General features: G+C 72.5%; 18 protein-coding genes. 5 read left to right on the top strand and 13 right to left on the bottom strand.

All coding sequences use genetic code 11. The features are described 5' to 3' along the window. Positions 1-56: 56 nt before the first annotated feature. The 3 genes from AB0F15_RS15675 to AB0F15_RS15665 are packed head-to-tail and all read right to left on the bottom strand — an operon-like array spanning position 57 to position 2712. Positions 57-932 (bottom strand): NAD(P)-dependent oxidoreductase, encoded by an 876-nt coding sequence (locus tag AB0F15_RS15675; protein ID WP_360270402.1) that lies wholly within the window; start codon positions 930-932, stop codon positions 57-59. Beyond that, positions 929-1741 carry an N-acyl homoserine lactonase family protein gene (locus AB0F15_RS15670; RefSeq protein WP_360270400.1) on the bottom strand — a complete coding sequence of 271 codons (813 nt, stop codon included), beginning with the start codon at positions 1739-1741 and terminating at the stop codon, positions 929-931. Before AB0F15_RS15670 ends, AB0F15_RS15675 begins: the two co-directional genes overlap by 4 nt. After that, positions 1738-2712 (bottom strand): nitronate monooxygenase, encoded by a 975-nt coding sequence (locus tag AB0F15_RS15665; RefSeq protein ID WP_360270399.1) that lies wholly within the window; start codon positions 2710-2712, stop codon positions 1738-1740. Before AB0F15_RS15665 ends, AB0F15_RS15670 begins: the two co-directional genes overlap by 4 nt. A gap of 106 nt (positions 2713-2818) precedes the next feature. Here AB0F15_RS15665 and AB0F15_RS15660 point away from each other — a divergent pair, with 106 nt between their 5' ends. Further along, positions 2819-3997, top strand: a complete 1179-nt coding sequence (locus tag AB0F15_RS15660; RefSeq protein ID WP_360270398.1) for an acetyl-CoA C-acyltransferase — start codon at positions 2819-2821, stop codon at positions 3995-3997. Further along, positions 3997-5145 (top strand): CaiB/BaiF CoA-transferase family protein, encoded by a 1149-nt coding sequence (locus tag AB0F15_RS15655; RefSeq protein WP_360270396.1) that lies wholly within the window; start codon positions 3997-3999, stop codon positions 5143-5145. The genes AB0F15_RS15660 and AB0F15_RS15655 overlap by 1 nt, the downstream gene beginning before the upstream one ends. Before the next feature lie 56 nt (positions 5146-5201). Here the strand turns inward: AB0F15_RS15655 and AB0F15_RS15650 are convergent, their stop codons facing one another. From AB0F15_RS15650 to AB0F15_RS15630, 5 genes are read right to left on the bottom strand one after another with little or no spacing between them, the layout of a single operon-like run. Then, the gene (locus AB0F15_RS15650) at positions 5202-5339 is read right to left on the bottom strand and encodes a hypothetical protein (protein WP_360270395.1); all 138 of its coding nucleotides are present in this window, start codon (positions 5337-5339) and stop codon (positions 5202-5204) included. Further along, positions 5336-6481 (bottom strand): acyl-CoA dehydrogenase family protein, encoded by a 1146-nt coding sequence (locus AB0F15_RS15645; protein ID WP_360270393.1) that lies wholly within the window; start codon positions 6479-6481, stop codon positions 5336-5338. Before AB0F15_RS15645 ends, AB0F15_RS15650 begins: the two co-directional genes overlap by 4 nt. A 15-nt stretch (positions 6482-6496) precedes the next feature. After that, on the bottom strand, positions 6497-7273 hold the full coding sequence (locus tag AB0F15_RS15640) for an enoyl-CoA hydratase/isomerase family protein (RefSeq protein ID WP_360270392.1): 777 nt from the start codon (positions 7271-7273) through the stop codon (positions 6497-6499). A gap of 1 nt (position 7274) precedes the next feature. Beyond that, positions 7275-7775, bottom strand: coding sequence for a MaoC family dehydratase N-terminal domain-containing protein (locus AB0F15_RS15635; protein WP_360270390.1), 501 nt, complete (start codon positions 7773-7775; stop codon positions 7275-7277). A 23-nt stretch (positions 7776-7798) separates the two neighbouring features. Beyond that, positions 7799-8644 (bottom strand): acyl-CoA thioesterase domain-containing protein, encoded by an 846-nt coding sequence (locus AB0F15_RS15630; protein WP_360270388.1) that lies wholly within the window; start codon positions 8642-8644, stop codon positions 7799-7801. A gap of 62 nt (positions 8645-8706) precedes the next feature. Between AB0F15_RS15630 and AB0F15_RS15625 the strand changes: the two genes are divergently transcribed. Genes AB0F15_RS15625 through AB0F15_RS15615 form a run of 3 tightly spaced genes read left to right on the top strand, consistent with a single transcriptional unit; the run spans position 8707 to position 12229 of the window. Continuing rightward, the gene (locus AB0F15_RS15625; protein ID WP_360270386.1) at positions 8707-10167 is read left to right on the top strand and encodes a fatty acid--CoA ligase family protein; all 1461 of its coding nucleotides are present in this window, start codon (positions 8707-8709) and stop codon (positions 10165-10167) included. 11 nt (positions 10168-10178) lie between these two features. Continuing rightward, a complete protein-coding gene (locus AB0F15_RS15620) occupies positions 10179-11411 on the top strand; it encodes an acyl-CoA dehydrogenase family protein (RefSeq protein WP_360270385.1) in 1233 nt (410 codons plus the stop codon). Then, complete coding sequence (locus AB0F15_RS15615) at positions 11408-12229, top strand: enoyl-CoA hydratase-related protein (RefSeq protein WP_360270383.1); 822 nt, start codon at positions 11408-11410, stop codon at positions 12227-12229. Before AB0F15_RS15620 ends, AB0F15_RS15615 begins: the two co-directional genes overlap by 4 nt. 6 nt (positions 12230-12235) lie before the next feature. Here the strand turns inward: AB0F15_RS15615 and AB0F15_RS15610 are convergent, their stop codons facing one another. The 5 genes from AB0F15_RS15610 to AB0F15_RS15590 form a co-directional block, all read right to left on the bottom strand. Then, the gene (locus AB0F15_RS15610; protein ID WP_360270382.1) at positions 12236-12964 is read right to left on the bottom strand and encodes an ABC transporter ATP-binding protein; all 729 of its coding nucleotides are present in this window, start codon (positions 12962-12964) and stop codon (positions 12236-12238) included. Further along, positions 12961-15657 carry an ATP-binding cassette domain-containing protein gene (locus AB0F15_RS15605; RefSeq protein WP_360270380.1) on the bottom strand — a complete coding sequence of 899 codons (2697 nt, stop codon included), beginning with the start codon at positions 15655-15657 and terminating at the stop codon, positions 12961-12963. Before AB0F15_RS15605 ends, AB0F15_RS15610 begins: the two co-directional genes overlap by 4 nt. A gap of 12 nt (positions 15658-15669) precedes the next feature. After that, positions 15670-16893 carry an ABC transporter substrate-binding protein gene (locus AB0F15_RS15600; RefSeq protein ID WP_360270378.1) on the bottom strand — a complete coding sequence of 408 codons (1224 nt, stop codon included), beginning with the start codon at positions 16891-16893 and terminating at the stop codon, positions 15670-15672. A gap of 88 nt (positions 16894-16981) precedes the next feature. After that, positions 16982-17707, bottom strand: a complete 726-nt coding sequence (locus tag AB0F15_RS15595) for a hypothetical protein (protein WP_360270376.1) — start codon at positions 17705-17707, stop codon at positions 16982-16984. Continuing rightward, a complete protein-coding gene (locus AB0F15_RS15590; RefSeq protein WP_360270375.1) occupies positions 17704-19065 on the bottom strand; it encodes a phenylacetate--CoA ligase family protein in 1362 nt (453 codons plus the stop codon). The genes AB0F15_RS15595 and AB0F15_RS15590 overlap by 4 nt, the downstream gene beginning before the upstream one ends. Positions 19066-19137 lie beyond the last annotated feature (72 nt).

The following is a 19137-nucleotide window of genomic DNA, read 5'->3' as shown; positions in this document are numbered from 1 at the left end:
TCAGGTGGCTTGCGATTTCACTCCGCCGTCGACTGTCCACATCAGACACCTTCGCCCTACAGCCCGGCCCACTCCTGGTAGACCTTGAGCACCGCGACGACGTCCTCGTTCCCGAGGCCCTTGGCGCGAGCCATCTCGAAGATCTGGTGCACGATGCTCGCCGCGGGCATCACGTAGCCGCTCTCGTGGGCCAGCTCCAGCCCGAGCCGGATGTCCTTCTCCCCCAGCGCCACCGCGAACCGGGCGTGGTAGTCGTCGGCGAGTGCGTACGGCCAGCGCTTGAGGAAGTGGAACGAGCGGCCACCCGAGCGGCTGAGCACGTCGAACAGCTCGTGGCGGTCCAGGCCGAGCCGCACCCCGAGGGTGAACGCCTCCGCGGCGACCACGATGCTGCCCATGGCCATCAGGTTGTTGAGCAGCTTCACCGTCTTGCCGTGGCCGACCGCGCCGACGTGCTCGATCGAGCCGAGGGCTTCGAGCACCGGACGGGCACGTTCCAGCGCGTCCTCGCCGGCTCCGACGAGCTGGACGAGCCGGCCCGCGAGGGCTTCACCCGGGCCCCCGCTGACCGGGCAGTCGACGACCGCGACCCCGTGCGGCCGGGCCGCGTCGGCGACCGCTTCGACCGTGGCGGGCAGGGTCGTGCTCAGCTCGACCAGGACGCGGCCCGCCCAGCTCTTCAGGACACCGCTCCCGATCAGCGCGTCACGGACGATCCGGTCGTTGGGCAGGCTGGTGATGATCACGTCCGCGGCTCCCGCGCCTGCCGGGTCGCACGCCGTGGCCCCCAGTCCGGCGAGCCGGGCGACGGCGGCCGGCTCGATGTCGTGGACCAGCGTGGGAAAACCGCGGGAAACCAGCCGTTCCGCCACCGCCCCACCCATGGTGCCCAAACCGATCACCGCAGTACTGATCACCGCTGTGCTGATCATGGCAGCTCCTCACGCTCGACAGGGGTCAGTTCGACGGCCACGTCGTCCAGGTGGGGCCCGGCCACGGGGTAGCGCCGCAGGACCGCGGGATCGTGGCCGGGCACGATGTCGCCGGCCGGCCCGGCCAGCTCCCGCAGCCGGTCGAAGGCGGCGTGCGCGCCGCTGACCGAATCCAGGGCCGAATAGGGCCGGTCGGTTTCGAGGTTGACGTAGTAGTGGGCGGCGTCGGACGCGAGCACGACCACGCCGTGCCCGGTTTCCACGCGCACCACCTGCATCCCGGCGGTGTGCCCGCCGACCAGGTGCAGCGACAGGCCCGGCGCGACGGTGACGTCCCCGTCGGCCCAGCGCACCCGGCCGTCGAGGTTCAACCCGGCCACTTCGGTGATGTCCTCGCTCATCACGACCCGGCGGAACGACGGGCGGCTCGCCGCGGGCCCGGTCCAGAACGCCATTTCCCGCCGCTGCACCCAGAACCGGGCGCGGGGGAACCGGCCGAGCTCGCCGCAGTGGTCGAAGTGCAGGTGCGTGAGCACCACGTCGGTCAGCTCTTCGGGGTCGGCACCCAAGGCGCGCAGCGCATCGAGCGGGTCTCCGCGCAGGCAGTCTTCCCGGCCGCGTTTGCGGGCCACCTCGCACCCGAAGCCCGTGTCGACCAGGAACGTCCCCGCCTGGCCGGTGATCAGCCAGAGGTAGTAGGCCATCGCCCGCGGCTCGTCGGCCGGCGTGGCGTGGTGGAACACCTCGGTGGCCGCCACGCCGTCGCGATGGGCGTAGCGGATGGCGAACACGCGAAAGCCCGGGCTCATCGCGAGATCAGCGCGGGCAGTCCCGCCTCCATCAGCTTCTCGGCCTCGTCGACGATCCGGCCGACCAGCTCGGCCACGGTGGGGACGTCGTCGATGAGGCCCTGGGCACAGCCCGCCGTCCAGATCCCCGCGTCCAGGTCGCCGGTCCGGAACACCTCACGTCCGCGCACCCCGGCGACCAGCTCGCGGATTTCGGCGAACTGCGCGCCCTCCGCGAGCATCCGCACGACGTCGACGCTGACCTTGTTGCGCGCCACCCGTGCGGTGTTGCGCAGCGGGCGGAAGATCAGTTCGGTGTTCCGCTCGTCGCCGTCCACGATGGCCTGCTTGACCCGCTCGTGCACCGGCGCCTCGGCGGTGCACAGGAAGCGGGTGCCCATGTTGACGCCGTCCGCGCCGAGGGCGAGCGCCGCGACCAGTCCGCGGCCGTCGGCGAACCCCCCGGAGGCGATCACCGGGATGCCGAGGCGGCGGACGGTGGCCGGGATCAGCACGAGGCCGGGGATGTCGTCCTCACCCGGGTGCCCGGCGCACTCGAACCCGTCGATGCTGACGCCGTCGACGCCGACCGCCTGCGCCTTGACCGCGTGCCGCACGCTGGTGCACTTGTGCAGCACCTTGATCCCGGCCGCGTGGAAGTGCGGCAGGTGCGGTTCCGGGTTGGACCCGGCGGTCTCCACGACCCGCACTCCGGACTCGACGATGGCCGCGCGGTATTCGGCGTAGGGCGGTGGCTTGATGCTCGGCAGGATCGTCAGGTTGACGCCGAACGGCTGGTCGGTCAGGTCCCGGCAGCGGCCGATCTCGCGGAGCAGTTCCTCGGGGCTGGGCTGGGTCAGCGCGGTGATCAGCCCGAGGGCACCGGCGTTCGCGACGGCGGCGACGAGCGGCGCCGTACCCACCCACTGCATGCCGCCCTGCACGATCGGGTGCCGGACGCCGAAGACCTCGGTGAAACGCGTCTGGATCATCGTCTGTCTCCCGGAGTCGGCACGGCCACAGTGGCCAGCTTATCAGTTAGATAGTTAATCTGATTGCTACAATCTACCTGATACTGGCCGAACGCAGGAGGTACCCATGCCGGAGGTGGTCATCGTCGAGGCGGTCCGGTCGGCGGTCGGCAAACGGCGGGGGTCCCTGTCCGGGTACCGCGCTCCCGAGTTGCTGGGCGACGTGCTCGCCGCGCTCTTCGACCGGACCGGCCTGGACCCCGCGCTGGTGGGCCAGGTCGTCGGCGGGTGCGTCGGCCAGGTGGGCCAGCAGGGCGGCAACGTCGCCCGCAACGCCTGGCTCGGCGCCGGGCTGCCGCCGGAGGTGCCGGCGAGCACCGTGACCGTCCAGTGCGGATCCGCGCAGCAGGCGCACACCCTGGCCCACGGGCTCGTCGCCGGCGGCCTGTCCGACATCGCCGTCGCGTGCGGCGTCGAGTCGATGAGCCAGGTGCCGATGGGCTCGAGCACCATCGCCGAGCTGGGCGACAGCCGCGGCGGCCGGTACGTCGAGCACTGGGAGGCGACCACGCAGTTCGAGGCGGCCGAGCGGATCGCGGAACGCTGGGGGCTCGACCGCGCCGCGCTGGACTCCTTCGCGACGCTGTCCCAGCACCGGGCGGCCCAGGCGGTCGCCGAGGGTCGCTTCCGCGGCCAGATCGTCCCGGTCACGGTGCCGGTGACCGACGAGCACGGCGTCAAGACCGGCGCGACGACGTTCGACACCGACGAGTGCCCGCGCCCGACCAGCCTCGAGGTCCTCCGCACGCTGAAGCCCAACCTGCCGGACCGCACCCCGGCGCGGCACACGGCGGGGTCGTCGTCGCAGATCGCCGACGGCGCCTCGGCGGTCCTGCTGATGACCGCCGAGCGCGCCGAGCAGCTCGGGCTGCAGCCGCGGGCCCGGATCGTGGACTCCGTGCTGGTGGGCAGCGACCCGGAGCTGATGCTGACCGGGCCGATCCCCGCGACGCGCAAGCTGCTCGAGCGCACCGGGCTCACCCTCGACGACCTCGATCTGGTCGAGATCAACGAGGCCTTCGCCTCGGTGGTGCTGGCCTGGCAGCGGGAAACCGGCGTGGACTTCGACCGCGTCAACCCCAACGGCGGCGCGATCGCGCTCGGCCACCCGCTCGGCGGCACCGGTGGCATCCTGATCACGAAGGCGCTGCACGAGCTCGAGCGCACCGGCGGCCGCCGGGCGCTGGTCACCATGTGCTGTGGCGGCGGCCTCGGCACCGGCACCCTGATCGAGCGGCTCGGCTGATGCCCGGACCGCTCGCCGGGATCCGGGTGCTGGAGCTCGCCGCGCTCGGCCCGGCGCCCTACACCGCCATGATGCTGGCCGACATGGGCGCGGACGTCCTGCGCGTCGACCGCCCGGTGTCCACGCTCAAGGGCGACCCGGCCAAGGCCGTGCTCAACCGCGGACGGCGGTCGGTGGTCGTCGACCTGAAGGCACCCGGTGGCGCGGAAACGGTCCTGCGGCTGGCCGACCGCGCCGACGTCCTCGTCGAGGGCTTCCGGCCCGGCGTCATGGAACGGCTGGGCCTCGGTCCCGGCGTGTGCCTGCGCCGCAACCCGCGCCTGGTCTACGGCCGGATGACCGGCTGGGGTCAGCACGGTCCGCTGGCCTCGACCGCCGGGCACGACCTCAACTACCTGGCGTTGTCGGGGGCTCTGCGCCTGTTCGCGCGGCCCGGGCAGCCGCCGGCCACCCCGCCCGGGCTGGTCGCCGACTTCGGCGGCGGCGGGATGATGCTGGCCTTCGGAGTCGTCTGCGCGCTGCTGGAAACGTCCCGGTCGGGCCTCGGCCAGGTGATCGACGCGGCGATGGTCGACGGGGTGGCCTCGCTCACCGCGATGCTGCACGGATTCCTCGCCCAGGACCGCTGGGTGGACGAGGTCGGCGTGAACTTCTCCGACGGCGGCTCCCCGCACTACGACGTCCACGAAACCGCGGACGGCCGGTTCGTGGCGGTCGCCGCCGCCGAGCCGCGGTTCTACACGGAGTTCCTGGAGCGGCTCGGGCTCGATCCGCGGGCGGTCCCCGACCGCGACGACCCGGCCCAGCGGGACGCGCTGCGGGAAATCGTCGCCGACGTGCTGCGCCGCCGCACCCGGGACGAGTGGGAGAAGGTGTTCGACGGATCCGACGCCTGTGTGACGCCGGTGCTGAGCCTGACCGAGGCACCGGATCACCCGCACAACCGGGCCCGGGAGGTGTTCACCACGGCGTTCGGCGTGGTGCAGCCGGCCCCGGCGCCGCGCTTGCAGCGCACCCCCGGGGCCATCGCGGGCCCACCGCCGCGCCCCGGCGAGGGCTCGGTGGCCGCCCTGCGCGACTGGGGCCTGGACGACGACGAGACCGCGAAACTCCGGGACGAAGGCGTCATCGGCACCGAACCCGGCTGAACTCCCGGTGTCCTGCCCGTCGAAGGACTGGGCAGGACACCGGGAAGCGGGTCCGGTCAGGCCGGGGTCGCGATGGTCTTGGCCTGGAGGGACTCGTCGGCCGGGTTCACGACCTCGAACCGTTCGCCGCCGGCCGCTTCGCGGAACTTCCCGTCGATGTACAACCGGCCCTCCGGCTCTGCGTCGAGTGTCATGGGCTCCTCCGGACTTCGATGTCGGCTCGGATTCCGATGCGCTGGACGAGTTGTTCGCGGTGGAAGTCCGGGCCGCCGAGGAACAGGGCACAGTTCTTCGCCCGCTTGAAGTACAGGTGGGCCGGGTGTTCCCAGGTGTAGCCGATGCCGCCGTGGATCTGGAGGTTCTCCCCCGCCGCGAGCAGGTAGGTGTCGGAGCAGAACGCCTTGGTGAGACTGGCCGTCGCGGCGAGGTCGGGCGAGTCCGTCGCGGCGGCCCACAGCGCGTAGTAGACCGCCGAGCGGGCCGCCTCGATCTCCACCAGCATCGTGGCGCACTTGTGCTTGATCGCCTGGAACGAGCCGATCGGGCGGCCGAACTGCTCCCGCACACCGGCGTAGGCCACCGCCATCTCCAGGGTCCGTTGCGCGCCGCCGAGCATCTCCGCGCTCACCGCGATGGCCGTCAGATCCAGCATCCGGTCGACGGCGGCCCAGCCGTGCTCGAGGGTGCCGATCAGCCGGGCGGGGGTGGCGGTGCAGGTCAGCCGCCCCTGCTTGCGGGTCTGGTCCAGCACCGGCAGCGGCTGCCGGGCCAGCCCCGCGGCCCCGGGCTCGACGGCGAACACCCCGAGGCCGGCGTCGGCCCGCGCGACCACGAACACCAGGCCGGCACTCAGCAGGTCCAGGACGAACGACTTGTGGCCGTCGAGGACCCAGCCGTCGCCGGTGCCGGTGGCCCGCATCCCGACGCTCTCGCCCGTCCACTTGCCGGCGTCTTCGGCGAGGGCGACGGTGCCGATCAGCCGCCCGTCGGCCAGGCCGGGCAGGTAGTCGTGCTTCGCCGCCTCGTCGCCGGTGGCCAGCAGCAAGGTCGTGGCCATCACCACCGACGCGAGGAACGGGGTGACCGCCAGCGCCCGGCCCAGCTCCTCCAGCACGACACCGAGTTCGACGAAGGTGTAGCCGGCGCCGCCGTACTCCTCCGGCACGGCCAGCCCGGCGAGCCCCAGCTCACCGCCCATCTTCGTCCACATCGGACGATCGTGCTGCTCGTCCGCGGCCATCAGCCGCCGCACGACCGGCTCCGGCGAGAAGTCCGCCAGGAACTCCCGCGCGACCGACCGCAGTTCGTCCTGCTCCTTGTCCAGCGCGAACCGCACGGCTGACCTCCGGGCTCAGGGTTGGCGGGCGGACCGCGCGCGGAACGCCTCGGGGACGGCGCGGAACTCCGCGGTGTCGTGCGACTGGCTCTCGGCGGCCAGCCCGTAGCCCAGCACCGAGACCGCCGCCTGGCGCACCCACTGGTTGAGCACCGCCTTGGTGTCCTGGACCGCCTGCGGGGGCAGCGCGGCGAGCCGGTGGGCGAACGCGAGCGCGTCGGCCAGCAGCGACTCCGCGGGCACGACCCGGTTGGCGAGCCCCAGCTCGACGGCGGTCGCGGCAGGCACCCGGTCCCCGGTCAGCAGGAACTCCTTGGCGCGCAGCAGGCTCGTGTTCAGCGGCCAGGTCGCCGCGGCGCCGTCCCCGGCGACCAGCGCGACCGTGACGTGCGGGTCGGCGAGGAAAGCGTGCTCGGCGATGAAGACCATGTCGCAGGCGGTGACCAGGGTCGCGCCCAGCCCGACCGCCGGGCCGTTGACGGCCGCGACGACCGGCAGGTGCAGGCCGACCAGCTCGTCGAACAGGCGGCGCCCGATGCGCAGCGTCCGCCGTCGTTCCTCGATGTCGTTGGCGTGCCGTTCGAAGGTTTCCAGGTCGCCGCCCGCGCTGAACGCCCGGCCCGCACCGGTCAGCACGACCGCGCGCGCGTCCCGGTCCAGGCTCAGCTCGGCCAGCACGCGGGGCAGCGCGTGGTGCAGCTCGGCGTCGAACGCGTTGAGCGTGTCCGGCCGGTTGAGGGTCAGCACCCGGACCGGGCCGTCGGCCGTGACGAGCACCGCGTCGTCGGCCATTTCACGCCCCCGTCTCGGCGAAGTCGGCACCGCGGATGAGCCGGACGGGCCGGTACACCGCGACTTCCTCACCCCGCTGGTTGCGGATGGAACAGCGGCTGGTGACGACTCCGCGGCCGGGCTTGCGGGACGGGCGGGACTCGATCGTCCGCACCACGACGTGCAGCGTGTCACCGACGTAGGTGGGCTCCGCGATGTCGAAGTCCAGGTGCACCAGGGCCAGCCCGGTGCCGTGCAGCGCGTTCGTCTGCAGCACCAGCCCTTCGGCGAACATGTAGACCAGCCCGCCCGGGACCAGCCGGCCCGAGTAGCCGCCCGCCTTCGCGTGCCCGGCGTCGTAGAACAACGGCTCGGTGAAGCCGCCCAGCGCGACGAAGTTGACCAGGTCGGTCTCGGTGATGGTGCGCGCCGAGGTCCGGAAGGCCGACCCGGCCGTCATCCGGTCCCAGGTCAGTCCGGCCGCCAGCAGCGGAGCTTCGCCGTCGTCTGTCACGTCGGACATCCCTTCTAATTATCTAACCTATCTTACTGTTTATACACCGGCGGGATCGGCGAAGCGAGCCCCTCCTGCGCGAGACTGGACACCAGCTGCCCGTCACGGGTGAAGACTTTCCCGGACGCGAGACCACGGCCGTCGCAAGCGCGGGCCGACCGCTGCACCACCAGCTGCCACTCGTCCACCCGGAACGGCCGGTGGAACCAGACCGTGTGGTTGAGGGACGTCATCAACCACGTCTTGCGCGAACCGCGTTCGTGCGGCAACCGGATCGAGGCGACCAGGGTCAGGTCGCTGGCGTAGAGCCAGCGGCACGCGTGGCCCGCGGGATCGTCCGGCACCGGGCCGGCGGCGCGGTACCACAGCGCACGCGTGCCTGCCGGGTTCGCACCGGCGGCCGGGACCGGTCGCAGCTCCACCGACGGGTCGTCGAGGAGCCACTGCGGCCACACGGCGGCCGCCTCGGTCCAGCCTTCGACGCCGCCGAGTTCTTCGGGCGCCGGAACCACCGGCATCCGGTCGCCGTGCTCGAAGGCGCCCGCTCCGGCGTGGAACGAGAACATCGCCGTGAAGATGAGCTTGCCATCCTGCTCGGCGTCCACCCGGCGCTGGGAAAACGCCCGGCCGTCGCGCAGCCGGGCGACGCGCAGCCACAGCGGCACCGACGGATTCCCGGGGCGCAGGTAGCCGGCCTGCGCGACGTGCACCGCGCGATCGGCGGACACCGTGCCCTGCGCGGCCGCCAAGGCGCGCGCGGCGACCTCGCCGCCGAACATCCGGGCGGAGCGGCCCGACGGTGGCGCGACGAAGACGTCCCCTTCGAGGCGTTCCAGCTCCGCCAGCCAGGCGAGCGAGTCGGTCAGTGAGCGGTTCACTTGGCCTCCTATCAGTTAACTGATATAGATAATAGAGCGACTTGAGCGCGGAGGACACAGGGATGACAGATCGAGCGTCCGGCACGCCGTTGTGGATCGACCTCGTGGCCCGGGCCGTCGAAGCCGGCCGCGACCGGGTCCTGGTCGTCCCGGGCGACGACCCCGGTGCCGGCTGGACCGGCGCCGAGCTCACCCGGCGGATCGGCGGCGCCGCGGCCCTGCTCGACCGGGCGGGCTGCCCGCCCGGCACCGTCGTCCCGGCGCTGATGACGACCCGGCCCGAGGCGATGGCGGTCGTCGTCGCCGGCGCGGTGACCCGGCGGCCGGTCGCTCCCCTGTCCCCGCGGCTCACGGTGGCCGAACTCGCGGACTGCGCCGGCGCTCTCGACTCGCCGGTCATCCTGTGCGAACCCGGTTCGATCGCGCTCGGCCGCGCACTGGCCGGGGCGTGCGGGCGGCAACTGGTGCCGGTCGGGGACCTGGCCCCGGCGCCGCCACCGCCCCTGTCCGCCGCCGCGGACGCCACCGCCTTCGTGCTGCACACCTCCGGCACCACCGGGCGGCCGCGGCGGGTCGACGTCCGGCAGGACCGGATGGGCGCCCGTGCGGTCGTCAACGCCCGGCTGACCCGGCTCGACGCCGGCAGCGTCTACAGCGCGAGCTCGCCGTTCCACCACATCGGCGGCCTCGGCGCCTTCGCCGTGGCGCTCGCCGCCGGCGCCCGGATCGTGACGTTCCCCCGGTTCACTGTGGACGCCTGGCAGAGCCTGGGCCGCCTGGGCGTCACCCACGCGCAGGCCGTGCCGTCGATGATCGAGATGTTGCTGCGGGCGGACGCCTTCGCGCTCCCCACCCTGCGCCTGCTGCAGTACGGCGCGTCCCCGATCCACCCCGCCACGCTGCGCCGGGCACTGGCCGCGATGCCCGGAGCCGCCTTCGTGAACCTCTTCGGGCAGACCGAGGGAGCACCCCTCACCTGCCTGTCCCCCGAAGACCACGAGCGCGCGGCGAACGGTGACGAAGAACTGCTGAAGTCCGTCGGGACTCCCGTCGGCGAAGTCGAGCTGACGGTGCACGAGCCGGACGACGACGGTGTCGGCGAGGTGTGGGCGCGCGGTGCGCACCTGTTCGCCCCGGGAGCCGACGGCTGGCTGCGCACGGGCGACCTCGGCCGCGTCGACGAGCGCGGGTACGTGTTCCTGGCCGGCCGCCGGGGCGACATGATCATCCGCGGCGGGGAGAACGTCTACCCCCTCGAAGTCGAGCAGACCCTCACCCGCCACGACGACGTCGAAGAGGCCGCCGTGGTCGGGGTGCCCGACGAACGGGTCGGCGAGGCCGTGAAGGCGTTCGTCGTCCCGCGCGATCCCGCGGCCCCACCGGACCCCGCCGAACTGCGCGCCTTCGCCCGGACGACGCTCGCCGGGTTCAAGGTGCCCGAGCTCTGGGAGTTCGTCCCCGCCCTGCCCCGCAACCCGAACGGCAAGGTCCTGCGCCGAGCCCTCACCCAGCCCACTCGTTGACGGAGGTCGATGTGGACCTGAGCTACCCACCCGAGGTGCAGCGGTTCCGGGAAGAGGTGCGGACGTTCATCGCCGCGAACGTGCCCCCGGACTGGCACGGGCTCGGCGCGCTGGACACCGGCGCGGCGAAGTCCTTCGTCGAGCGGTGGCGCCGGGTGCTGGCCGAGCACGGCTACCTGGCCCCCGCCTGGCCGGTCGAGTACGGCGGCGGCGGGCTGGACCGGCTGCGGCAGGTGGTCCTCGTCGAGGAGCTGGCGAAGGCGGGACTCCCGGCGAGCGGGTCCCAGGACGTCTTCGGCATCAAGATGATCGGCAACCTGCTGCTCCGGTACGGCACCGACGAGCAGAAGCGGCACTTCCTCCCCCGCATCATCAGCGGCGAGGACAGGTGGTGCCAGGGTTTCTCCGAGCCCGGCGCCGGCTCCGACCTGGCCGCCCTGCGCACCCGGGCCGTGCTGGTGGACGGCGAGTGGGTCGTCGACGGGCAGAAGGTGTGGACCTCGCAGGCCCAGAGCGCCGGCTGGATCTTCCTGCTCGCCCGCACCGACCCCGCCGCCGGCCGCCACCGCGGCATCACGATGCTGCTGGTGCCACTGGACCAGTCCGGAGTGGACATCCGGCCGATCACCATGATCACCGGGGACACCGGCTTCAACGAAGTCTTCTTCACCGGCGTGCGCACCGCCGAAGCGAACGTCGTCGGCGAGGTCGGCGAGGGCTGGGCGGTCGCCATGAGCCTGCTCGGCCTGGAACGCGGCGACGAAGCGGCCACCAACCCGATCATGTTCCGGGCCGAGGTCGACCGGCTGATCGAGCTGGCCCGCGAACGCGGCGTCGACGGCGACCCGGTCGTCAGGCAGCGGCTGGCCCGGTGCTACAGCCGCGCCGAGATCATGCGGCACCTCGGCCACCGCGTCCTGACGCGGTGGCTGCGCGGCGAGCCGACCGGCACCGAAGCCTCGGTGTCGAAGCTCTACTGGAGCGAGCACCACCGGGCGGTCACCGAGCTGGCCATGGACATCCTCGGGCCGGAGTCGATGGTGCCGACCGGCCGCGGCCCGCTGCGCCACTACCGCACCGACGACCCCGGCGCACCCAACTCGACGGCGTCCTGGTCCACGGTGTGGCTGCACGCGGTGTCCGGCACGATCTACGCCGGCACCTCGGAGGTGCAGCGCAACATCCTGGCCGAGTCGGCACTGGGCATGCCACGTGAACCCCGACCCGACAGGAGCTCCCGATGAGCGAAATCGTCACCCGGACCGTGGCCGACGGCGTCGCCGTCCTGACCCTGAACCGGCCGGACCGGCACAACGCCTGGTCGGTGGAGCTGGAGAACCGGTACTACGACCTGCTCCGCGAAGCCGAACGCGATCCGGACGTCCGGGTCGTCGTGGTCACCGGCGCGGGCCGGAGCTTCTGCCCGGGGATGGATACGGCCGCGCTCGCCGACCAGGTGGCCACCGGGATCTCGACCAACCCCCACCTGCGGCAGCCGATGACCACGCCGACGAGGATCGCCAAGCCGGTGCTGGCCGCGGTGAACGGGGCCTGCGCCGGGATCGGCCTGATCGCCGCGCTCAACTGCGACCTGCGGTTCGTCTCGGCCACGGCGAAGCTGACCACCGCGTTCGTCCAGCGGGGCATCATGGCCGAGCACGGACTGGCCTGGACGCTCCCCCGGCTGATCGGCACTTCACGCGCGCTGGACCTGCTGCTCTCGGGGCGGGTCGTGCTCGGCGAGGAGGCCGTCGCGCTGGGCTTGGCGGACCGCGTCTTCGCCCCGGCCGAGCTCATGCCGAAGACCCTGGAGTACGCGAAGTCCCTCGCGGCCACCAGCTCGCCGGTGGCGATGGGCACGATCAAGCGCCAGGTCTACGAGAGCTGGGAGACGTCCCTGGAGGAGTCCCGGGTCACGGCGATCCGCTTCTGGATGGGGCACCTGCGCGGCCACCCCGACTTCAAGGAGGGCGTCGAAAGCTTCCTCGAGAAGCGGCCGCCGCTGTTCGAGGCGTGGGACCCGGCGATGCCCGCCGAGCCCGATCCCCTGCCGGGTGCCTGAGCCGGCTCAGTCCGGGTGCCCGCCGAGGTAGGAGGCGAACAGGTCCGAGTCCAGCAGCTCCGCGGCCGGGCCGCCGTGCACGATCCGGCCGCGCCGCAGGACGTACGCGTACCCGGCCATCGCGAGCGCGCGCCGGGCGAACTGGTCGACGATCAGCAGGGCCGTGCCGTCCGCCGCGCGTTGCCGGAGGAACCCGAAGATCTCGTCCACCACGATCGGCGCGAGCCCCAGCGACGCCTCGTCGACCAGCACCAGGTCCGGGTTCCGGACGTAGGCCGCGGCCATCGCCAGCATCTGCTGCTGTCCCCCGCTGAGCGTGCCGGCCTGCTGGCCGAGGCGTTCGCCCAGGATCGGGAACGCGGCGACGGCCCGCTCGATGGCCTCGTCCTCCCGTCCGGCGGCGCCCTGCAGGACGAGGTTCTCCCGGACGGTCAGCCCGCGGAAGACCCCGCGGCCCTCCGGAACGTGACACAGCCCGCGGGAGAACCGGCGCTGGGCGCGTTCGCGGGTGACGTCCCGCCCGGCCAGCCTGATCTGCCCGGCGCGCACCGGCAGCAGGCCGGACACCGCGCGCAGCAGCGTGGTCTTGCCGGCGCCGTTCGCCCCGATCAGGGCGACGACCGCGCCGGCGGGGACCACGACCGACACCTCCCGCAGGACCGCGACCTGCCCGTAGCCTGCCGAGAGGCCGTCGACCTCGAGTGCCGCCGGTGGGTGGGTGCCGGGCACGGTCATCGGACCTCCGATTCGGCAAGGGGTCCGGCCGCACGGGTTCCGGCCGCCCCGAGGTAGGCGGACTGCACGATCGGGCTGGCCGCGATGGCCGCCGGGGTGCCGTGGAAGAGCAGGCGGCCGAAGTCGAGGACGTAGATCTTGGCGCAGATCCGCATCACCAGGGCGATGTCGTGTTCGACCAGCAGCACGCCGACGCCCCGCTCCTCCACGACCCGCTGGAGGATCTCGCCGAAGCGCTCGGTCTCGTCGTGGTCCAGGCCGGACGAGGGCTCGTCGAGCAGCAGCACGTCGAAGGGACCGGCCAGGCAGCGGGCCAGCTCGACGAGCCGGCGCTGCCCGGTCGACAGCGCGCCGGCCTGCTCGCCGGCCAGGTGCGTGATCCCGCACAGCTCCATCGCCGCCCCCGCGGCCGCCTCGGCCGCCCGCCATTCTCCCGGGCGCGCCGCGAGCTGCGCGAAGACACCGGCCCCCGCCTGCGCGCATTCCCGGCCCAGGACCACGTTCTGCGCCACGGTGAGCGTCTCGCAGAGTTCCATGCGCTGGAACGTCCGGCCGATGCCGCTGCGGCCCCGCCGGGCGGGCGGCATCCGGGTGACGTCCCGGTCGTGCAGCAGCACCCGGCCGCCGAACCGCCGGTTCAGGCCGCTGCAGGCGTTGAAGGTGGTGGTCTTGCCCGCGCCGTTCGGGCCGATCAGCCCGGTGATCCGGCCGAGCGGCGCGTCGAAGCTGAGGTCCTCCACGGCGGTCAGGCCGCCGAAGGAAACCGACAGGTTCCGCACGGAAACGCCGCTGCCGCCGGTGACCCGGTGCGGCGCCACCGCGGCCACCACGGGCACCCGCCGCCGTCCACCGAGCCGGTCGAGCAGCACGCGCCACCGCCGCGGCATCGCCGGACCGCCGCCCCGCACGGCGACGAGGACGGCGGACACGCCGAAGACGATCCCGAGGATTTCCGTGACCCCGTCGCCCGGCACGTAGCCGGGGAGCACGTTCATCAGCGCGATCAGCGCGAACCACGGCTCGGCGAGGGTCGCCAGGCTCAGCTGGGTGAGCAGCTGCAGGGACGCGAAGGGCTGGAAGAACGCGTCCGAACCGACCGCGAACATCCGGGCGACGCCGAGCAGTGCTCCGGCGATCCCGGCCAGGAACGCCGACACGCAGAAGACGATCACCTTGGACACGGTGGTGCTCAGGCCCATCGACGTGACCGCCGTCGGCGAGTCCGACATCCCCTGCAGGAGCCGGCCGAGCCGGCCCCGCTGGATCAGCACCAGCAGCACCGCGACCACCACCAGCACGGCCAGCACGACGTAGTAGTAGGCGCTGTCGTCCGGCGCGAAGTCCGGCCGCGGCATCGTGCGGCCCTGGGACAGCGACGTGAACATGTACTGCTCGTGGTAGAGCAGCTGCTGCACGAGAATGCCGAACCCGAAGGTCGCCAGGGCCAGGAACAGGCCGGAGAGCCGGATCGCGGGCAGGGCGATCAGCGCGCCCACCGGAACCACGACCAGGCCGCCGAGCAGGAGGGCGACCACCCACGGCAGGCCGAGGTCGACGGCGAACTGGGAGAAAGCCACCGCACCGATCGCCGCGAACGCCGCGTGGCACAGCGAAACCTGGCCCGAGGTGCGCACGAGCAGGCCGAGCGAGAGCAGCATGATCGCGCTGACCAGTGCGGCGATCCAGTACGACAGGTCGTCCGTGCCGACGAGCTGGGGCAGGACGAGCAGCACCACCACGACCACCACGCCGGTCGTCAGCCGCACCCGGCCGGGCGCCCGGTAGGCCGGCGGCGGTCGTCTCTCCACTGTGGACGGCCGGACCAGCTTGCGCTTGGGCAGCACCAGCAACGTCACGAAGAGCACGAGGAACGGCAGGGCCGACGGCAACCCGCTCAGCCACGGCACGTCGAGGACGTAGTGCTGCGAAACGGCCGAGGCGACGCCGATCACCAGGCCGCCGGCGAACGTCAGCGGGATGTTGCCGAACGCCCCGACCGCCGCGGCGCCGAACGCCTGCACCACGAGGAAGGTCAGGCCGACGGCGTCCAAGCCGATCAGCGGCATGACCAGCACCCCGGACAGGGCCGTGAACGTCGAGCCGATGATCCAGGCGATCCGCCGGACCCGCCGCGGGTCGGTGGCCTGCATCGCCAGCAGGTCCGGGTCGTCGACGACGGCTCGCATGGCCAGGCCGATCCGGGCGAACCGGAACATCGCGTACAGCGCGGCGACGGCGGCCACGGCGATGGCCACGATGGTGACCTGACCCCAGGCGACCACCGCGCCGAGCAGGCGGAAGTTCGCCTGCCCGGCCGGCAGCCACGGCTCGACCTGGATGGTGTTCGCGCCGAACACCAGGGTGGCCAGGCCCTGCACCGCCAGGACGATGCCGACGGTGCCGACGATCTGCAGGGCGATCCGCTGCGGCGCGAGCCGGGCGGCGATGCGCTCCATGAGCAGCCCGATCACCGGGCCCACGAGGCCCACGCTGACGATCAGCGCGACCGGCCACGGCAGCCCGAGCTCGGTGTGCAGCGCGTAGAACACGTAGGCGGCGACCGTGGCGATCGCGCCGTGGCCGAAGTTGAAGATGCCCGATGACTTGTAGGTCAGCACCAGGCCCGTCCCGGCCAGGCCGTAGATCGCCCCGGCGGCGATCCCGGCGACCACGAAGGGCAGCAGCTGCAGCACGGTGGCGCCTTCCTAGCTGGGGCAGGTGGGCTGGGCGGAGCCGGCGAACGCGCCGTTCTGGTACTGGTAGAGCCAGTAGCAGTTCACCGGCGGAGCGGGCTGGTCGGCCGTGAAGGTGATCGGCTGCGGCAGCAGGCCGTCCAGCGTCTCCCCCTTGACCTTCCCGTAGGCGGCCAGCACGGCCTGCCGGGTGACGGTGTCCGACGCCTGGCCGGCGGCCGGGGTCAGCGCCTTCTTGAACAGCTCGCCACTGGCCCACATCGCGGTCGAGGCGGGTTGCCCGGAATCGTTGTCCGCCACGCCCTCCTCGGCCATCGCGGCCCGGTAGGCCTTGACCGGTGCCGTGTCGGCCCACCAGGGGAACGCGTTGAGCGCGCCGGCCAGCCGGATGTTCGCCGTGTGGTACAGCGTCGGGGAAATCGCCGAGGCGGACGACCCGAAGTAGCCCGTGTAGCCCTGGGTCTGGCAGTCCTTGACGACCCGCACGCCCACCGACGGCGAGATCGACAGCTGGACGAAGTCGACCTTGCGGTTGACCAGGTCCAAGCACTGCGCGGTGTAGTTCGGGGCGGCGGCCGCGACCTGCATCGTGCCCGAGTAGGTGTTGCCCGCGGCCTTGGCCGCGGCCTCGAACAGCGGCACGGCCGCGACGCAGGCGGGTTCCTCCGCGCAGGCGACCACCGAAATGGCGTTGCCGCCGACCGGTTTCGCCGAGGCGATCTGCATGTTGACCACCTGGGGGAAGGTGGTGGTGATGCCGAACCAGTTCTTCAGCTTGCCCCACACCGTCGGGTTGTAGCCGATGCCGCCGGTGACCGGCAGCCCGGAGTCGGCGAGGACGGCACCGACCGCGGGGTCGGTGCTGGTGCTCGCCGCCACCACGGCCACGACGGATTTGTCGGAGATCAGCGACCGGGCGGCGGCCGCCGCGGTCGGCGCGTCCTCCTTGGTGTCCTTGACGACGACCTCCACCGGGTGCCCGGCGATGCCGCCACCCTTGTTGGTGTGCGCGGCCCAAGCCTGGAACACCTTCGTGGCCGACGCTTCCGACGCCCCGGTGGGCCCGCTGACGTTGGCCAGCACGCCGATCTTGACGGGGGTTCCGGTGAGGCCGTGGGTGTCGGTCGCGGCGGCCCCGCCGGCGCTGCACGCGGTGGTCGCGAGCGCGACCGTCGCCAGGCCGGCGCCGGCGGCCCAGCGGAACCGGGTCAGTGCGCGAGATCTCGTCGGGTGCATGGGCTGGTTCTCCTCGGATTTCGGGTACGACGACGGCACCGGCGCGCCGGCGCGCGGTGTGTATGTGTGTTCGGGCAGAGGCCGGGGGTTACCCGGCAGGCAGCGGCGGAAGGGGGTCGACGACCCGGATGCGGGGTCCGGGCAGCCCGCAGGGGCACGGCGTGTGGTCGAGGCGGGCGGTCCGGCTGACGACGAGGTCCCGCACGACGTGGGCGCGGTCGCCCGCGGTGCTCAAGGTGATGCCGGCGGGTCCCTCCGCCAGCCGCCACTCGGCCGGATCGACGTGGGCCCCCGATCGTTGCGGGCACTCGAGGCCGAGCGCCGGGCCCAGCATCGCGAAGACGGCCGGGTCCAGGCCGGCGTCGCGCAACGGGCCGATCGCCTCCGGCCGGGCCCAGAGCGGGGCCAGCGCGGCCAGCGGCCCGGCACAATCTTCCTGCTTCACCAGCCCCAGGGCGGTCTCCACGGACATGCCGAGGAACGCCCGGAACGGGAGCAACCGGAGGAAGGTCGCGGATCGCCGCACGTCCCAGCTGTACGGTTCGGCGTTGCTGTGGACGACCTGGCGGTCCCGCAGGGCACGCACCACCGGGCTGGCCCACGGCCCCTCGAAGTTCGGGGTGCTGATGAGCACGTGATCGGCGCGGCCGATGTCCCAGACCGCCAGGACCTCCGACGCCCACCGCACGTCACGCGCGAATTCCGCCCAGCCGATGTCGAACGGGACCTGCCGGTCGCCGTCGAGGTACAACCCGATGCCGAACAGCGGGGAGACCGGACCGGTCAGCGCCGCGGCCATACTCGCCCTGCTCACGCCTTCACCACCCGCGGGAACTTGGCCACGCTGGAGCTGCGGGAGAGGAGGTCGTCGACGGTGACGAGGACCAGGTCGGGCTCGACGCCGACCCGGTCGAGCACGGCGTGCCGCAACCGGTCCCCCAGTTCGGTGACGTCGGCGGTGCGGGCCGGTTCGTAGCCGACTCTCAGCCGCAACCTGTCCACCACGGCCGATTCGCGGATGATCTGGAACATGCCGTCCTTGGTTTCGGGCAGGGATTCGACGGCGGCCCAGACCTCGCTGAGCACGACCGGGACGCCGCCGACCGTCGTCTCCTCGCCGCACCGGCCCACCACCCACTGGCGGGCGTGGGTCCGCCCGCAGCCGCACGGCTGCCGGTCGAGCCGGACGAGATCGCCGCTGCGGTACCGGATCAGCGGTGCCGCGCGGTTGTCCAGGTCGGTGGCGACCAGCTCGCCGACCGCACCCGCACCGGTCGCCTCGCCGGAGGCCGGGTCGAGGCTCTCGGCCAGCACGAGGTCTTCCCACAGGTGGTAGCCGTCGTGTTCGCGGCACTCCCAGCACGTCCCGGTGTCACCCGCGCTGCTGTAGGTGAACATCTCGACACCCCACTCGTCGCGCACCTTCGCGGCGAGCGCCCGGCCGAGCGGCTGCCCGGCGAACGAGGCCCCCTTCAGGGAGGAAAGCGCGTTTCGGATGTCGTAGGTGTGCTCCAGCCGTTCGAGCTCGAGCACGGTCGGCATCATCAGCTGGAGGTAGGCGGGCCGGAACCGCATCAGGGCCTGGACGATCTCCTCGCCCTTGCCGATCCAGGTGTCCACGAAGATCGGCACCAGCCCCATGCCGTGGTAGAAGGTGTCGTAGAAGCCCCGGAACGAGCCCGCCGAGACGAGCACCTTGTCGCCCGGTCGCAGCCCGACCTCCCACAGGTCGCGGGCCGAGCACAGCTGCAGCGGCGGGTAGGCGTCCCAGATCTCCGGGATCAGCTCGGGATCACCGGTCGTGCCGGAGGTTGACATGATCGACGTCAGTTCCGACGGTGGCCCGAACAACATCCCGCCGAACGGGTCGCCGGTGCGTTCCCGATAGGCCTGGACGTCCTTCTTGGTGAAGGTCGGCACTTGCCGGCGGAAGTCGGCCAGCGAGCGGATCCGCCCCGGATCGACCCCGGCGGCGGACCACAGCTCGCGGTAGAAGCCCGAGTGCGCGTAGGCCTCCGGCACCAGTTCGAGAACGCGTCGCTGCTGGAACGCCTCCAGTTCCGCGCGGGACATCGTTTCGAGCTCGGGCTCCAGGTAGCGGCGGCCGTCGCCGGCCGCCACCACCGGTTCGAGCACTGTGGGCTGCGTGTCGGCCACGGTGAGTACCTCCATCGATCGCCCTTGACCAAAGAGTTAGAAGATTAAGAGATTTAGGTCACGACCGTAACCTCCGCGATCCGGGAG

The organism is Amycolatopsis sp. NPDC026612 (assembly GCF_040638285.1).
GTDB lineage: Bacteria > Actinomycetota > Actinomycetes > Mycobacteriales > Pseudonocardiaceae > Amycolatopsis.
Note: the sequence above shows the minus strand (reverse complement) of the source record. Positions and strands in the feature narration are given on the sequence as shown.

Coding starts and splice junctions, on each gene's coding strand:
- AB0F15_RS15655 (WP_360270396.1), top strand. CDS start 3,997: ATGCCCGGACCGCTCGCCGGGATCCGGGTGCTGGAGCTCGCCGCGCTC.
- AB0F15_RS15670 (WP_360270400.1), bottom strand. CDS start 1,741: ATGAGCCCGGGCTTTCGCGTGTTCGCCATCCGCTACGCCCATCGCGAC.
- AB0F15_RS15610 (WP_360270382.1), bottom strand. CDS start 12,964: ATGACCGTGCCCGGCACCCACCCACCGGCGGCACTCGAGGTCGACGGC.
- AB0F15_RS15640 (WP_360270392.1), bottom strand. CDS start 7,273: ATGGCCGACGACGCGGTGCTCGTCACGGCCGACGGCCCGGTCCGGGTG.
- AB0F15_RS15650 (WP_360270395.1), bottom strand. CDS start 5,339: ATGACACTCGACGCAGAGCCGGAGGGCCGGTTGTACATCGACGGGAAG.
- AB0F15_RS15665 (WP_360270399.1), bottom strand. CDS start 2,712: ATGATCCAGACGCGTTTCACCGAGGTCTTCGGCGTCCGGCACCCGATC.
- AB0F15_RS15675 (WP_360270402.1), bottom strand. CDS start 932: ATGATCAGCACAGCGGTGATCAGTACTGCGGTGATCGGTTTGGGCACC.
- AB0F15_RS15590 (WP_360270375.1), bottom strand. CDS start 19,065: ATGGAGGTACTCACCGTGGCCGACACGCAGCCCACAGTGCTCGAACCG.
- AB0F15_RS15635 (WP_360270390.1), bottom strand. CDS start 7,775: ATGTCCGACGTGACAGACGACGGCGAAGCTCCGCTGCTGGCGGCCGGA.
- AB0F15_RS15660 (WP_360270398.1), top strand. CDS start 2,819: ATGCCGGAGGTGGTCATCGTCGAGGCGGTCCGGTCGGCGGTCGGCAAA.
- AB0F15_RS15600 (WP_360270378.1), bottom strand. CDS start 16,893: ATGCACCCGACGAGATCTCGCGCACTGACCCGGTTCCGCTGGGCCGCC.
- AB0F15_RS15625 (WP_360270386.1), top strand. CDS start 8,707: ATGACAGATCGAGCGTCCGGCACGCCGTTGTGGATCGACCTCGTGGCC.
- AB0F15_RS15615 (WP_360270383.1), top strand. CDS start 11,408: ATGAGCGAAATCGTCACCCGGACCGTGGCCGACGGCGTCGCCGTCCTG.